The 14,876-nt window shown below is 62.0% G+C and carries 14 protein-coding genes and 3 pseudogenes; 11 read left to right on the forward strand and 6 right to left on the reverse strand.

Features of this window, described 5'->3' with window-relative positions; genetic code table 11:
• Window positions 1–70: 70 nt before the first annotated feature.
• The 3 genes and pseudogenes from H2O14_RS28130 to H2O14_RS24640 all read left to right on the forward strand — a co-directional run.
• Window positions 71–532, forward strand: a pseudogene (locus H2O14_RS28130) (enoyl-CoA hydratase/isomerase family protein); the annotation flags it as partial.
• Between the two features lie 38 nt (window positions 533–570).
• The gene (locus tag H2O14_RS28135) at window positions 571–741 is read left to right on the forward strand and encodes a hypothetical protein (protein WP_246697842.1); all 171 of its coding nucleotides are present in this window, start codon (window positions 571–573) and stop codon (window positions 739–741) included.
• Window positions 742–743: 2 nt separating this feature from the next.
• Window positions 744–2,375, forward strand: a complete 1,632-nt coding sequence (locus H2O14_RS24640; RefSeq protein WP_182829991.1) for an AMP-binding protein — start codon at window positions 744–746, stop codon at window positions 2,373–2,375.
• Between the two features lie 152 nt (window positions 2,376–2,527).
• On the opposite strand, the gene H2O14_RS24645 is transcribed toward H2O14_RS24640, so the two are convergent.
• On the reverse strand, window positions 2,528–2,899 hold the full coding sequence (locus H2O14_RS24645; protein ID WP_182829992.1) for a nuclear transport factor 2 family protein: 372 nt from the start codon (window positions 2,897–2,899) through the stop codon (window positions 2,528–2,530).
• A gap of 109 nt (window positions 2,900–3,008) precedes the next feature.
• Between H2O14_RS24645 and H2O14_RS24650 the strand changes: the two genes are divergently transcribed.
• From H2O14_RS24650 to H2O14_RS24670, 6 genes are all read left to right on the forward strand, one after another.
• Window positions 3,009–3,485 carry a MarR family winged helix-turn-helix transcriptional regulator gene (locus H2O14_RS24650; protein ID WP_182829993.1) on the forward strand — a complete coding sequence of 159 codons (477 nt, stop codon included), beginning with the start codon at window positions 3,009–3,011 and terminating at the stop codon, window positions 3,483–3,485.
• Window positions 3,486–3,652: 167 nt separating this feature from the next.
• Window positions 3,653–4,528 carry a Fic family protein gene (locus H2O14_RS24655; protein WP_246697796.1) on the forward strand — a complete coding sequence of 292 codons (876 nt, stop codon included), beginning with the start codon at window positions 3,653–3,655 and terminating at the stop codon, window positions 4,526–4,528.
• A complete protein-coding gene (locus H2O14_RS28140; RefSeq protein ID WP_246697797.1) occupies window positions 4,495–4,806 on the forward strand; it encodes a hypothetical protein in 312 nt (103 codons plus the stop codon). The genes H2O14_RS24655 and H2O14_RS28140 overlap by 34 nt, the downstream gene beginning before the upstream one ends.
• Before the next feature lie 278 nt (window positions 4,807–5,084).
• Window positions 5,085–5,981 carry an ABC transporter substrate-binding protein gene (locus H2O14_RS24660; protein WP_182829994.1) on the forward strand — a complete coding sequence of 299 codons (897 nt, stop codon included), beginning with the start codon at window positions 5,085–5,087 and terminating at the stop codon, window positions 5,979–5,981.
• Window positions 5,982–6,051: 70 nt separating this feature from the next.
• Window positions 6,052–6,897 carry an amino acid ABC transporter permease gene (locus tag H2O14_RS24665; protein ID WP_182829995.1) on the forward strand — a complete coding sequence of 282 codons (846 nt, stop codon included), beginning with the start codon at window positions 6,052–6,054 and terminating at the stop codon, window positions 6,895–6,897.
• A gap of 3 nt (window positions 6,898–6,900) precedes the next feature.
• Window positions 6,901–7,677, forward strand: a complete 777-nt coding sequence (locus tag H2O14_RS24670; protein WP_182829996.1) for an amino acid ABC transporter ATP-binding protein — start codon at window positions 6,901–6,903, stop codon at window positions 7,675–7,677.
• A 31-nt stretch (window positions 7,678–7,708) separates the two neighbouring features.
• Here H2O14_RS24670 and H2O14_RS24675 read toward each other — a convergent pair whose 3' ends face one another.
• Both H2O14_RS24675 and H2O14_RS28145 read right to left on the reverse strand, forming a co-directional pair.
• On the reverse strand, window positions 7,709–8,284 hold the full coding sequence (locus H2O14_RS24675; protein ID WP_246697798.1) for a LysR substrate-binding domain-containing protein: 576 nt from the start codon (window positions 8,282–8,284) through the stop codon (window positions 7,709–7,711).
• A gap of 173 nt (window positions 8,285–8,457) precedes the next feature.
• Window positions 8,458–8,547, reverse strand: a pseudogene (locus tag H2O14_RS28145) (LysR family transcriptional regulator); the annotation flags it as partial.
• A gap of 146 nt (window positions 8,548–8,693) precedes the next feature.
• Here H2O14_RS28145 and H2O14_RS24680 point away from each other — a divergent pair.
• Window positions 8,694–9,908, forward strand: coding sequence for a PLP-dependent aspartate aminotransferase family protein (locus H2O14_RS24680; protein ID WP_182829997.1), 1,215 nt, complete (start codon window positions 8,694–8,696; stop codon window positions 9,906–9,908).
• A gap of 31 nt (window positions 9,909–9,939) precedes the next feature.
• A complete protein-coding gene (locus tag H2O14_RS24685) occupies window positions 9,940–11,352 on the forward strand; it encodes a M20/M25/M40 family metallo-hydrolase (RefSeq protein ID WP_312858727.1) in 1,413 nt (470 codons plus the stop codon).
• Window positions 11,353–11,561: 209 nt separating this feature from the next.
• Here H2O14_RS24685 and H2O14_RS24690 read toward each other — a convergent pair.
• The 3 genes and pseudogenes from H2O14_RS24690 to H2O14_RS24700 all read right to left on the reverse strand — a co-directional run bounded on the left by H2O14_RS24690 (window position 11,562) and on the right by H2O14_RS24700 (window position 14,518).
• Window positions 11,562–13,398 (reverse strand): annotated as a pseudogene (locus H2O14_RS24690) (glycoside hydrolase family 15 protein).
• Window positions 13,399–13,401: 3 nt separating this feature from the next.
• Entirely contained in the window at window positions 13,402–14,238 is an 837-nt protein-coding gene (locus H2O14_RS24695; protein ID WP_182829999.1) for an SDR family oxidoreductase, read from the reverse strand.
• Window positions 14,239–14,308: 70 nt separating this feature from the next.
• Window positions 14,309–14,518, reverse strand: a complete 210-nt coding sequence (locus H2O14_RS24700; protein ID WP_182830000.1) for a hypothetical protein — start codon at window positions 14,516–14,518, stop codon at window positions 14,309–14,311.
• Window positions 14,519–14,876 lie beyond the last annotated feature (358 nt).

Raw genomic sequence — 14,876 nt, forward strand, 5'->3', positions numbered from 1 at the left:
CGCCGTCATTTCCACGCACGAAGGCCCGATCGCCTGGGTGAAGCTCAATCGGCCGGAACGGCTCAACGCCATGAACCGGCAGCTCGTCGACGGCCTCGCCGCAGCGCTGGCGAGGGCCGAGGCCGACGATACGATCCGCGCGATCATTCTTCACGGCGAAGGTCGCGCCTTCTGTTCCGGAGACGACCTCAAGGATCTCGACGCCCAGACCGCATCGCCCGAGGCGGCGCAGGATTGGGTCGACTCGATACAGGACATCACCTTGCAAATCATGCGGTCGCGCAAGATCGTCATCGCCGCCGTTCATGGATGGTGCGTCGGCGGCGCGCTGGAATGGGCGGTCAACTGCGATTTCCGCATCTTTTCCGAGAAGGCGCGGTGGTTCTTTCCGGAAGTGTCCTACGGCTTGTTCGTCACAGGCGGCGTCACGGCGCTGTTGACCAAGCAGGCCGGTCCCCAGATCGCGAAGGAGCTGATGATCCTCGGCGAAAAGCACGACGCCAGGAAGGCGCTCGAGGTGGGCATCGCCTGGAAGGTCGTGCCGGACGACCAACTGCTGGGGAGGCGCGCATGCTGGCGCTCGCGATTGCCGAGCGGCCGGTCGGCGCTGTCGCCGACATCAAGCATGCGATCAATGAAGGCTTTCACTCATCCCTCGAAGACGCCATGGCGCTGGAAACACGATCGACGGTCAGCGGGTTTCTCTCGCCGGAGGCCCAGGCCCGCGCCAAGGAGTTCTGATCATGACGCTCGTCCTCTCCCCGTCCACCACTCTTCCGGTTCCCGGCATGCGCGACGAGGATATAGAGCAGAGAACGCTGCCGCATATCCTGCGCCATCAAGCGGAGCGATTGGGCGGCAGACCCTTCATCGATATCTGCGGACGCTCGGCCAGCTTCGAGGAAATGTTCGACGTGTCGATGCGGTTGGCGGGCGGCTTGCGTCGGCTCGGCGTGCAGAAGTCCGATCGCGTCGCCATGCTGTTGCCGAACTGTTTCGAACTGGTGGCTCTGTGGTTCGCCATCGCCTCGCTCGGCGCTATCGAGGCGCCCAACAATCCCGGCCTCAAAGGCGACCTCCTTTGCCACAATCTCAACAATTGCGGCGCCGACGTGCTGGTCGCCGACGCCGCGGCGTTGCCTGAACTGGCGCGGGTCCAAGCCGATCTTCCCTTGATCCGCACGCTCATCCTGGTTGGCGTGGACGTCTCCGAAGCCAAAGCCGTCGGGATCGACATCCCTCGTATCGTCCGCTTCGAGGAGTGCCTCGCTTCGCCCGTCGAGGTCGACCGCAGGGCCGTCCATTATTCCGATCCGATGGCGATCCTCTACACGTCGGGCACGACCGGCCCCGCCAAGGGCGCGATCATGTCGCATCACCATTGCTATGCCTGGGCGGCCGCGATGGCGGCCAATCTCGGTTTCACGACGCAAGACAGCTATTTTTCGGCGCTTCCGCTGTTCCACACCGACGCCCAGATGTTCGGTGTTTACCTGCCGCTGATCTACGGAGGCAGGGCAACCCTGGTGGAAGGTTTCAGCGCGTCGAAATTCTGGGAGCAGGTTCGCGCCAGCGGCGCCACCGCGACGAATTTGCTTGGCGCGATGGCGGTTATCCTGATGCGGGCTCCGGCGCGAAGCGACGATGCGGACAACCCCGTTCGCGTTTGTCAGTGCATTCCGATGGTCCCCGACAAGCAGGCCTTCGAGCGTCGCTTCGGCATGCGACTCGTGACGGGATACGGCCAGACGGAGACCAGCTTCGTGACGCTCGACACCGTTGACGAGACCCGCGACGGTTCCTGCGGTCGCGCTCATCCAGACTGGGAGGTCGCCATCGTCGACGACAACGACCAGCCGGTTGCGCCCGGCAGTCTCGGAGAAATCGTCTCGCGTCCGAAAAAGAGCTGGCGCATGTTTTCCGGCTATTATCGCAATGAGCCGAAAACCGTCGAGACGCTCAGAAACCTCTGGTACCATTCCGGGGACGCCGGCGTGATGGATGCGGAGGGCTGGCTCTACTTCAAGCACCGCATGAACGAAGCAATCCGCCGTCGCGGTGAGAATATCTCCGCCTATGAGGTGGAGAGCGTCGCCGATAGCCATCCCGACATCGTCGAAAGCGCGGCCTTCGGCATTGCCTCCGCTTTAACCGAGGAAGACATCATGGTGGTCGCGATGCGGAGACCTGGAGCGACGGTGACGCCGAGCGAACTCCTGGAGCATTTCCGCGTCGCGGCGCCCCGCCACATGGTCCCACGCTATATCGAGATGACCGATACATCTCTGCCGCGGACGCCGACCGAGAAGATTGCGAGGAACGTTTTGCGGAGCAAGGGGGTGAGCGAGGCGACGTTCGATCGCGGCGAGCGTTAGTGAACGGCGCACCTTCGCCCGGTCGAGCCCGCGATCGCCGCATCCGCCCCTTCCCGAAAGATGTCGCGGATCTTTCTCCGGTCCAGCGAAGCCCACCTTCGCCATCATCGGCAGCCGGGCCCGCTGCCTTCCGAAAGACCGCAATACCCTGATCAGGCGACGTCGAAGCGGACGACTTTCCCGTTTTTCATCTGGAAGATGTGCTTTACCGTCTTGTCCTTCAAATCGTGGTCCTGCTCGCCCTCGAGCGGCCGCCCTTCCAGATCATAGACGCGCTGCTCCACCTCGACGACGATCTCGTTGGGTGAGGAATTCCGAAACGTCTTGGGCGTCACGACGGGACTGACCACGGCCCATTGTCGCGTCCAATAGGCTCTCACCGCCTCGCGGCCCTGTTCGTGGCCGCCCTCCATCGCATTCGCCCACGCCACGTCCTCGTCGAGGGCTTCCAGCACGCCATCGATGTCGCGAGCGTTGAAGCGGACGTAAATCTCGTCGATGATCTTGTTGTCGTCTTCGTTCATGTCTTGGTCTCCGCTAGACAGCGATGGATGATGTCGGGCGCAAAGCGGCTCGACATCAAAATGCATATGTGCATATGTAAATTTGGTCAAGCAGCATTGGGGACCAGATATGGATGAAAAAGTACTCCGGACGCCGGGCCATCTCGTCAGCCTTGCGGCCCGCGCTTTCGCCCGCCTCAGCGAGGAGCGGCTCGGGCCTCTGGGTTTCGGGGTGGGACATCTCCCCGTCCTCGTCGCGCTCGGAAACGGCGTCGCGAATACGCAGCGCGACCTCGCTCGTTTCGCTAGAGTGGAGCAGCCGCCGATGGCGCAGATGCTGGCGCGGATGGAGCGCGACGGACTGATCACGAGGACCCGCGATCCCCGAGACGGGCGCAGCAGCCGGATCGATCTGACGCCTGCGGTTCGGGAGCGGCTGCCGCAAGCCTCCGCGACGCTCTTGCAGGGCAATCGAGACGCCATGGAAGGCTTTTCGGACGAAGATGAGCGACGGTTGGTAGAGCTTCTCGACCGGCTGATCGTCAATCTGGATCGCCTCTCGGGCGCTGTAGTCGCAGCGGCTGCCAGTGAGACGGACGAGACCTGAGCGCTGCGCTCCACAGCGGCGGCTAGAGCAGAGCCGATGCACAGATCAGGCTGGAAGATCGGCGAAAATACCGGCAAAACGTTTGCCTGGAAAACAACCTATCGATATGTTCTCAAAGAGGAATTTTATGGCGTAGAAATCGGCGAAACATGATTACATCTGCGAGCATGGAACCGCTGCTTCCGGACAGCAGCAAAGAGTTGGAAGACGTCGCCATCGAACTCACCTCGGCGGCGAGTCGATTTGCGGCGCGGCTGCAGCCGATTATGCGGGCGTCGGTCGGCGATCTCGTGCGGTCGATGAACTGTTACTACTCGAATCTCATCGAGGGCCACAATACGCTTCCCATCGACATCGACCGTGCGATGGCCGGCGAGTATGCCCAGGAACCGGAGAAGCGGAACCTTCAGCTCGAGGCGCGCGCCCATATCGAAGTCCAGCAGCTGATAGACAACGGCGAAATGCCTTTCCCTGTTTTGTCGCTCGACGGCATCTGCTGGATACATGGGGAATACTGCCGGCGGCTGCCCGATGAACTGCTCATCATGCGCAATCCGGACAGCGGTGAAACAATCAGAATGATTCCCGGCCAGCTGAGAACGCTTTACGTGAAGGTCGGAGAGCATATTGCGCCGGAGCCGGATATGATCAGGCCGCTGATCGACAGGTTCGTCGACGCTTATTCATCCAAGATGCTTTCCAAGTTGCAGAAAATCATCGGGGTGGGGGCATCTCATCATCGCCTCGCCTGGATTCATCCGTTTTTCGACGGCAACGGCCGTGTCACGCGGTTGGTATCCCATGCGCTTCTTCGAGATCTCGGGATCGGTTCGGAGCTCTGGTCGGTGTCTCGGGGCTTGCTCGGAATGTCTCGGATTACAAGCGTCTGCTTGCCCAGGCCGATCAGCCGCGACGGGGAGATCTCGATGGACGGGGAAACCTCACTCAAGCCGGCTTGGCTGAATTCACCAACTTCTTTCTCAGGTGTTGCCTGGACCAGGTCACCTTCATGGAGAGCCTGCTCAGGCCGGACGAGTTGTTGAATCGCATCGAAGTGTGGTGCGCCGAAGAGGTTCAGATGCAGCGGCTCCCGAAAGGCAGTTGGCCGTTGTTGCGGGAAGCCGTTCTCGCCGGGGAGTTCCCGCGTTCGCAGGCGCCGTCTTTGACGGGATATCAAGAACGGCAAGCCCGCACGGTCCTTTCCGGTCTCCTGGAGCGTGGTGTGCTGACGTCGCCCAGTCCCAAGGGGAAAGTCCGTCTCGGTTTCCCGGTCGACATCATAGAGCGGTGGCTTCCGCGTCTCTATCCGGCGATCCGGTAATCTGTCTCAACTGCGAGACGCGTGCCCCCGCCAAGCCGGCGGAGAGACGCTTTATCGGATTTTCGACGCCTCTGAAGTCCTGTTATCCGACGAAACGAAAACCGTTATGTCAAAGGGCGATGCTATATCCTCCCATCGATAACCTGTGAGAATAGAATAGCCGGATCTTATTATTGGACGGACTGTTCCTCGGGTTTCATAGTGTCGGCGTCGGGTGAAGATGTCGCTCCTCCCAAGCGCCCCCTCAATCCGTCGCCGAACAAAAATGGGGAACAACAATGTTCAAAACACTGACTTGCCTGCCGATATTTGCCGCGCTCGCCGTGATGTCCATGGGCGGCCAGAGCGCCGCGCAAAGTTTCGATACCTCCTCGATCGAGGTGGAGGATTCTCTGGCGGCCCGGTTGCCGGAGAAGATCAAGGCCGCCGGCGTCCTGACGATCGGCTCCGACACCGCCTATGCGCCATGGGAGTTCCTCAGCGAGAAGGACGGCCAGACGCCGGAGGGCATCGACGTCGATATCGCGAACGCCATCGGAAAGAAGCTCGGCGTCAAGATCGAGTTTCAGACATCCGCCTTCGAAGCCATTCTGCCGGCACTCGGCTCCAAATTCGATCTCGGCGTCTCGGCGTTTTCGATCACCACCGAACGCATGAAAGCCGTCAATTTCGTCAGTTACGCCGATACGGGCAGCATGTGGGCCGTCAAAGCGGGCAATCCGGCCAAGTTCGATCCGAGCGACCTCTGCGGCCGCAAGATCGCAGTTCAGTCGGGCAGCTATCACGAAAAAGCGGTGATCTCCGAAAGCGATCTCTGCAAGTCGGCCGGCAAGGCCGAAATCGAGATCCTGCCCTTCTCGAAGCAGCCCGAAGCACTGACCCGCGTCGCCGCCGGGGGCGCTGACGCGACCGTTTCGGGCGAAGCCGGCATCGGTTACGCCGCGAAGCAGTCGAACGGCGCCTTCGAGACCATGAAGCCGGCCGGCGGCGCGTTGAGCAAACATGGTCCGAACGGCATCGCCGTCGCCAAGTCGGACATGGCGCTGACCGAACTGATCGCCGACACGATCAATTCTCTCATCGCCGACGGCACCTACAAGGCGCTGCTCGACACCTGGGGCGTCGGTTCTGTGATCGTCGACAAGGCTCTCGTCAACCCAGAAGTCAAGATCTGAACCAATGGACTCCACCGTGGACACTACCGGGACCGGCTTTCAGCCGGTTCCATCCCCAAAGGCGGCGATCATGCGCAACGTCGTCGTCCCGCGCCGCCATCCGGGCCGTTGGCTCGCCGTCGCCATTCTGGCAATTCTGGCGCTGCAGATCGTTCAGGCCGTCTCAGCCAATCCCAATTTCCACTGGGACGTCTACCTGACCTATCTTTTTGCCCCGCAAGTCATTCGCGGGGTCGGCTGGACGCTGCTTCTGACGGTCGTCGCAATGACGGTGGCCATCTTGGTCGCAGCTCTGCTCGTCATCATGCGCGACGGCGACAATCCCATTCTACGCGGCATCGCCTATGCCTGGGTATGGTTCTTCCGGGGAACTCCGATCTATACGCAGTTGCTGTTCTGGGGGTTGTTCGCGGTGCTTTTTCCCAGTTTGAGCCTCGCGATCCCTTTCGGGCCCGACATCGTCAGCGTCGAGACCAAATATATCGTCACGCCGGCCATGGCCGCGATCCTCGGCCTCGGATTCAACGAGTCGGCGTATCTGACCGAAATTTTTCGGGCCGGATTCAATTCTCTCGATCGCGGACAGGCCGAAGCGGCGCAAGCGCTCGGCATGAAACCCGCCAAGATCTGGTGGCGGATCCTCATGCCTCAAGCGATGCGGGTGATCATTCCGCCGACGGGAAACGAAACCATCGGCATGCTGAAGATGACCTCTCTGGTCCTCGCCGTGCCCTTCACCCTGGACCTGACCTTCGCGACCAATGCGATTTCAAATCGCCTCTATCTGCCGATCCCGCTGCTGCTGGTCGCCGGCACCTGGTATCTCGCCATCACCAGCCTGCTGATGGTCGGCCAGCATTTCCTCGAACGCCATTTCGGCAAGGGCGTTTCCGTTCACCCGACACGGGCGGAGTAGGCCATGAGCGCACAAGTTTCCGAGTTTTGCGTCGAGATGCAGAACATTCACAAATTCTACGGCCCCGTTCACGCCCTGCAGGGTGTGGACCTTCGCGTGCGACGCGGCGAGGTCTGCGTGGCCATCGGCCCGTCCGGCTCCGGAAAATCGACACTGCTTCGATGCATCAATCAGTTGGAGAGCATTTCGGCCGGCCGGGTTTTCCTCAAGGGTCAATTGCAGGGTTTCACCGAGCGGGAGGGTCGTTTTCATCCGCTTGCGCCGGGCCAGATCGCGGCGCAGCGGCGGCTGACAGGCATGGTGTTCCAGCGCTTCCACCTGTTTCCGCACATGACCGCGCGGGAAAACGTCATGGAGGGTCCCCGGCACGTCAAGGGCTGGTCGAGGGAGCAGTCACGCCGAAAGGCCGACGACCTGCTGCGGCGCGTCGGGCTCGACGGCTTTGGAAACCGCTATCCGGCGCAGCTGTCCGGCGGCCAGCAGCAACGCGTCGCCATCGCCCGCGCACTGGCGATGGAGCCGGAGGTGATGTTGTTCGACGAACCGACCTCGGCGCTCGATCCCGAGCTTGTCGGCGAGGTCCTCGATGTCATCAAGGATCTGGCGCTGAGCGGCATCACGATGGTCGTCGTCACGCATGAAATCGGCTTCGCCCGGGAAGTGGGAAACCATCTCGTCTTCATGGATCAGGGCCAGATCGTCGAGGAAGGACATCCGCGCACCATGCTCGCCAATCCACAAAATCCGCGCACGGCCGCGTTTCTGTCCAAGGTGCTTTGAGGCGGGCATGCGCATGAACACGGCAAAGCGCTCAGATCGCGCGACGCAGCACCCGGATGAAGTCTTCCAGAATTGTGGATGGAAGGCGATTGGGCGGCGTGATGAGAAGCGTCCGGAAATGAAGCGCCGGCTCGAAGGGCCGAAGCGACAATCCGTGTCCGTCATACGGTTCGGCCGTCAGCGGGTTGACGAGGCCGACGCCGATGCCAGCCGCCACCATCGCGCAGATCGTCGTCGAATAGGGCGTCTCCATCACCGTGCGAACGGCGACGCCTTCCTTTGCGAAGGCGATCTCGGCTTCGCGACGGGTCGTGTCCTCGGGCGCGAGCGCGATGAAGGGCTGTCCGGCGAGATCGGCCGGACGAACGACATCGAGGGCTTCGAGCGAATGTCCCTTGGGCAGAGCGATCGCCACGCGAAACCGGGCGAATTCTTCGACTTCGACGCCGGTTCTGTCGATCTCGTCGGCAACGATTCCGAGATCGAACTGGCCGGACGCCACGAGGTCGCGCACGTTCGAAGACATGCGCGCCTGGAATGTGACGGCGACATTCGGGTTGGCGGCCATGAAGTCATGAAGCGCGCGCGGCAGGACATTCGTCGACAAGGCGGACAGGCAGGCGATCCTGATTTCCCCGGAACCGTAGTCGCGAATTCGGGCCGCCGCGCCGCGAAGGTGGGACAGGCCGAGAAAGGCCTGCTCGACCTCCCGAAAAACAATTGGCCCTCTTGGGTCGGTTGCAGCCGTCCCTTGATCCGCTTGAACAGGTCGAAGCCCAGAGAGCGCTCCAACTCCTGGATCATCTTGCTGATGGCGGGTTGGGAGACATGCAGCACCTCGGCGGCGCGCGCCGTGGTGCCATTCGTCATCACCACCCTGAAGACTTCCACCTGCCTCAGGTTCAAGGGCGGGCTCCTCTCACATCAATAACTTCAATGAATAGCAGTAGCGCGAAACTTGCATTTTCGGAATTGATTTCCGCGAGTGCGCCGCGTTTGTTTCGAAAGGCCTTTCCATGAGCGATCTCACCCAATGCGTCCTCACGCCCGACGTGCCGACGGAGGGATTCGCGCCGCTCGGCGCGGGCGTTCATCGCGCCTCGACGATCGTCTTCAAAGACGCCGCCGCCTATGCGTCCCGGGGCGAGCGTGGTCGTGAAGGCTATTCCTATGGCCTCTACGGCACGCCGACGACGCGCACGCTGGAGGCCAAGCTGACGAGCCTCGAGGGTGGCGCGTGGACATTTCTGACGCCATCGGGGCAGGCGGCCAACGCATTGGCGGTTCTTCCTTTCCTGGCGGCCGGCGATCATATTCTGATCGCCGATACAGCCTATCCGCCGATGCGCGACCTGGCTGAAACCGATCTGCATCGTCTCGGTGTGGAGGTCGACTTCTTCGATCCGCGGTCTCCGGACGACGTCGCGTCCAAGATGCGGAAATCGACGCGGATCGTCTGGTGCGAAAGTCCCGGGTCGACCACGATGGAAATCAGCGACCTGCCGCGCATCGCCGCGATCGCCCATGCGCAGGGCGCGCTGGTCGGCGTCGACAACACCTGGGCGACACCCCTCAATTTCAAGCCGCTCGATCACGGCGCCGATATCGTCACCGAGGCGCTCACCAAGTTCGTTTCGGGGCATTCCGATGTGCTGATGGGCTCCATCACCGTGCGGGACGAGTCCCTGATCAAGCCGATCCGTTCGTTGATCGGTCGAATGGGCATCGGCGTTTCGCCGGATGACGCCTCGCTCGTGCTGCGCGGCTTCGAAACGCTCGGTGTGCGCCTTCGCCATTCCGAGCGAGTTGCCCTCGATTTCGCGCGCCGGATCGAAGGTCATCCTCTGGTGAAGGCGGTCCTTCATCCCGCTTTGGCCTCGTTTTCCGATCACGCGCTGTGGAAGCGGGATTTTCTGGGATCGAGCGGCGTGTTCAGCATTGTTTTCACCGAGGAAGCGTCCACACAAGTCGCCGCGTCGCTCGACGCGCTGAAGATTTTCGCCATCGGCGCCTCCTGGGGCGGCACGCGGAGTCTCGCGGCGCCGATGTCCATCAAGGGATTTCGCAGCGCCACCGCCTGGAATGGCCCAGACGTCATCCTGCGGCTGAGCATCGGGCTCGAGGACGAAAAGGAGCTCTGGGACGACATGGAGCGTTTCCTCGGCGTCCTCGAGACCAGGGCCAACGGCGCCGTGAGCGATGCTTCGCAGAGGACGACGCGTCATGGATGACATCGCAAGCGTAAATTCAGGGAACATGAACGTGAAAGACACGCCAAAGACGGAAGACGTGCTGAAGCATATCGACGACACGTTCGATATCGCTCTCGGCAAGCTGCTCGAGTTGATTTCAATTCCGTCGATCTCCAGCGACCCTTCGGGCGCCGAGGGCATCGCTCAGGCTGCGGAATGGCTGAAACGCGAGCTGTCATCCATGGAGCTCATGGCGAATGTGGTCAGCACGAAGGGGCACCCGGTCGTTCTCGGCCGCTCGGCCATGGCGCCGAACGGCAGAAAACCGCGCCTGCTGTTCTATGGACATTACGACGTCCAGCCTATAGGCGATATCGGCCAGTGGAAACACCCTCCCTTCGAGCCGGCTGTCATCGAGGAGGATGGCGTCCATAGATTTTATGGACGCGGCGCCTCCGACAGCAAGAGCCAACTCTGGACCTTCATCGAAGCCTTGCGGGCGTGGAAAACCGTGCATGGCGAATTTCCAGCCGAGGTCATCGTCCTGCTCGAGGGCGAGGAGGAATGCGGATCGCCAAGCCTGCCGGACTTCATCGAGGCGCACCGGAACGACTTGGCCTGCGATGTCGCCTTCATCTGCGACGCCGAGATGTGGTCGGCGACGCAACCGGCCATCACGACCCAGCTCAAGGGGCTGGTCCACGAGCGCGTCACCATTTCCGCGCCGAATCCGGATCTTCATTCGGGACATTTCGGCGCCGTCGCCGCCAATCCGATCCGGATCCTGAGCGGCATTCTGGCAAGCCTGCATGACGACGCGGGGCGGGTCGCCATCGACGGATTCTATGACGGGGTGCGCGTTATTCCGGAAGCGGTGCGCCGGCAGTGGCGTGAGCTCTCGGGGCAAACCGAATTGTTCGGCGATGTCGATCTTTCGGGCGGCGTCACGGAAGAGGGATTTTCGGCGATCGAAGCGATGTGGGCCCGTCCGACGGTGGACATCAACGGGGTTACCGGGGGCAATCAGGGGCCAGGCGAACGGTCGGTCCTGCCGGGCTCGGCGACCGCGCGGCTGTCCTTCCGCCTGGTGGCCGGACAAGCGCCGGAGACGATCCGCCGGCGCTTTCGCAGTCACATCGAACGCTTGCTTCCGAAAGGTTGCCGCGTCGAATTCGAAGGACATGGCGGCAGTTCCGCGGTCGTGCTGTCTCAGGAAAGCCCCTATCTGAAGGCGGCGGCCCGGGGGCTCGAAAAAGAATGGCGAACACCCGTCGTTCTTCGCGGCACGGGCGGCGCCATCCCTTTGGTCGAACAGTTAAGCGACGCCTTGCAGACAGAATGCGTGGTCATCGGGTTCATTCTGCCGAGCGACGCCATCCATGCGCCCGACGAGCGCTACGACAGCGAGCGGCTTCGTCGGGGCGCCAGAAGCTGGATCCGGATCTTCGAGGATATCCAGATGCAGGCGCAAAGCCAGGCTTAGGGGTTCCGGCGCCGGACCGGACCAGCGACGTCGGTCGCGAGACTCTTCGGAGACGCGCCGGCCTCGCCCGTCGCGAAACATGAGAGCGGCAGCGGCGCCCACATGTGGGCGCCGATGTCGAAGGAGGCTTGCTGGCTTTCGGTTCTGCCGCCGTGACTGGCATCCCCTTCATGTTTGCCGGCTTGTTCCGGCCTGCATGAGCCATGATCTCATCCCACGCCTTGCTCGGTTGATTGAGCGCGATCGGCGCGCTGTTCGGCCGGCCCACGGGTGGACATGAGATTATGCGCGGTGTTGACGATGCCGAGATGCGAAAAGGCCTGCGGAAAATTGCCGAGCTGTCTTCGGCTCCGCGGGTCATATTGCTCCGCCAGCAATCCCAGATCGTTGCGAAGGCCGAGCAGTTTCTCGAATATGGCCGACGCTTCCTCGATGCGCCCCATCATCGTCAAGGCGTCCGCGAGCCAGAAGCTGCAGACGAGGAACGTGCCCTCCCCTGCCGCGCAACCCGTCTTCGGCATGCTCGGTGCGGTAGCGCAGAACGAGGCCGTCCTCGATCAGTTCCGTCTGAATGGCGTCCACGGTCGATACGACCCGCGCATCATCCGGCGGCAGAAAACCGGTCAGGGGCATCAGCAGCAGAGAGGCGTCGAGCACATCGGAGCCGAAGCTCTGCACGAACGCCTTCTTCGCTTCACTCCAGCCGTTGGAGAGGATTTCCGTTCTGAGAGCATCCCGCTCGACTTTCCAGTCGTGAGCGGGGCCGTCGAGGTCGAAGTCTTCGACGCCTCTTATGCCGCGATCGAACGCGACCCAGGCCATCAGCTTGGAATGGGTGAAGTGACGCGCCGGGCCCCTGACTTCCCAGATGCCCTGATCGGGAAGTCGCCATTTATTCCTGAGGTCGTTGAGCAGCGCGCGCTGAAACGCCCAGGCTTCGCTGGACGGCCGCAAGCGGTATTTGCGTCCGGCATGCAGAGCATCGATCAGCTCACCATAGACGTCGATCTGGAGCTGTCCATGAGCGCCGTTGCCGATGCGCACCGGCCGGGATCCCTCATAGCCGGGCAGCCAGGCGAGCTCTATCTCGGTCAGCCGGCGTTCACCCGCCAGACCATACATGATCTGCACTTGGGCAGGATGGCCGGCGGTGGCCCGCAACATCCATTCTCGCCACGCCTCGGCTTCTTCGAGATAGCCGGAATTGAGAAAGGCGTAGAGCGTCAGCGTCGCATCGCGGATCCAGCAATAACGATAGTCCCAATTGCGTTCGCCGCCGATCTCCTCGGGAAGCGACGTGGTGGCCGCCGCGACGATGCCGCCGGTCGGCGCAAAGGTCAGCGCCTTGAGCGTGATGAGCGATCGCTGTACGGCCTCGTGCCACTTTGTCGGTTCGGCGATGCCGGGATCGTATCGACCGGACCACTCACGCCACCAGGCTTCGGTCTCCTGCAGGCGTTGCTGTGGATCGAGGTCGCGTTCGCCAATACGGTGAGACGGATGCCAGGCGAGGACGAAGGCAAACGAATCGCCCGCTTCGACGGGAAATTCGGCCACCGAACTCATGTCCTCGCCGACGAGTTTGACAGGCGAATGCAACTCCACCGCATCCGGTCCCGCCACCGCCCGGAGGCCGAAGTCGGTCTTCTGAACCCAGGGTACGGTGCTTCCGTAGCCGAAGCGCAGGGTGAAATCGCAGCGCATCGTTAATCGCCCGCGATTGCCGCGGACGATGCGCACGAGATTGACATGTTCCTCATCCCGCGACAGCGGCATGAAATCGATGATCGTGACCGATCCCTCGTCCGTCTCGAAGGTCGTCTCGAGAATCGGCGTGCCGGGGCGGTAGGCGCGCGTGACCACGGCGGTTTGATCTACCGGCGCGATGCGCCAGGCCCCGCTTTCGGCCGTGCCGAGCAGGGCGGCGAAACAAGCGTCGGAATCAAACCGCGGCAGGCATAGCCAGTCGATCGAGCCGTCCCTGGCCACCAGGGCGCAGGACAGCATGTTGCCGATCAGGCCATAGTCTTCAATCGGCTTGCTCATGGGTCAACCCTCGCCTCGAAAGCCGGGATAGAGCGTCATTCCGCCATCGATGAACATCGTCGAGCCCGTCATGTAGTCGGAAAAGTCAGAGGCGAGAAATAGGACGGCGTTGGCGATATCGGCGGGTTCTCCGATACGGCCATAGGGGATGAGGTCGAGCAACCTCTTTTCCGCCTCGGGCGTCTCCCAGGCCTCTCGGTTGATCGGCGTCCTGATTGCGCCCGGCGCGACGGCGTTCACCCGGATGCGATCTCCCGCCACTTCCTGGGCGAGCGACTTCATCAGGAGAGAAATTCCGCCTTTCGATGCGGCGTAATTTGTTTCGAATGCCCAGGGGATACGTTGGTGGACCGAACTCATGCAGATGATCTTTCCCAAGGCTGCGGAGATTTCGGGTTGAAGGCCGCGCCTGCGAAACTCGCGGACAGCCGACCTCGCGCACAGGAACTGGCCATCGAGATTGACGTCCATGACCTTTCGCCATTGCGACAGCGTCATGTCCCTGAAGGGCGCGCCGGATTGGATCCCCGCATTGTTGATGAGGATGTGCATGGTTCCATACCGTTTGACGACGGTTGCGAACATTCGCTCGACATCCGCCTCATCCGAGACATCGGCGGCCACGACCATCGCCGAGCCTCCGGTCGCGTCGATCTCCGCGGCGATGGACGCGGCGACATCCTGCGAGCTTCGCAGGCAATTTACGGCGACATGCGCCCCGGCCCGACCAAGCGCCAGCGCACAAGCGCGCCCTATGCCCGAACTCGCGCCCGTGACGATGGCGACCTGGCCTCGCAGGCCGAGAAAATCTCGTGTTGCAGCCGTTTCAGCAGCGATCATATTCAAATTCCTTTGCTATATCCGTACGGGCGGCGGCCATGGTCGTCGGCAGGCTTGGAGGCGGTCGTCATCACCCGCCTGCCGACTTGGTGAGTGCGAATGTCGCGAGGAAACCGATTACGGTGATGAGGCTGGCATATTCGTGGGCGGACTCGGAGGCTTCCGGGATCATCGCCGGGATCGCGCCCGCCGCGAGCGCGGTGACGGCGCCAATCAGGTCGGAGCCGGCGCCCGGAAGGGCGATATTGCCCGCGAGAGCCGCAACGCCCGATGCGATCACGGCCCCAGACCTCGGGGAAGAGGGGTAAGAAAAGGGATGGCTGCGCCGAGAAGAAGACGAGCCGATCCTCCGACCAGGCCCCAATATGCCGCCTCCAGCCACATGCGATTGCCTTTCAGTCATATGAAGACTGAATAGCCCAGCGCGCGGAAAGGTTCCGGGTGAACAAAAGCCATTAAGGGCCATCACCCCGCCTGTCGACGACGCATGGCGAAGCGCTTCTGCTCGCAAGCGCGCATTTTCGCATCATTCCCAAATCCCCGGCTTGTCAGAACGATCTCGGCGATTGCGCGAAGCGCGATCTGCATGTGAGAACCCGACAGTGGACGGTCGACTGCATCGTTGAACTTGCCAGAGT

Origin of the sequence: Rhizobium sp. G21 (assembly GCF_014158035.1) — a bacterium.
In the GTDB taxonomy this organism is placed as follows: Bacteria; Pseudomonadota; Alphaproteobacteria; order Rhizobiales; family Rhizobiaceae; genus Rhizobium_E.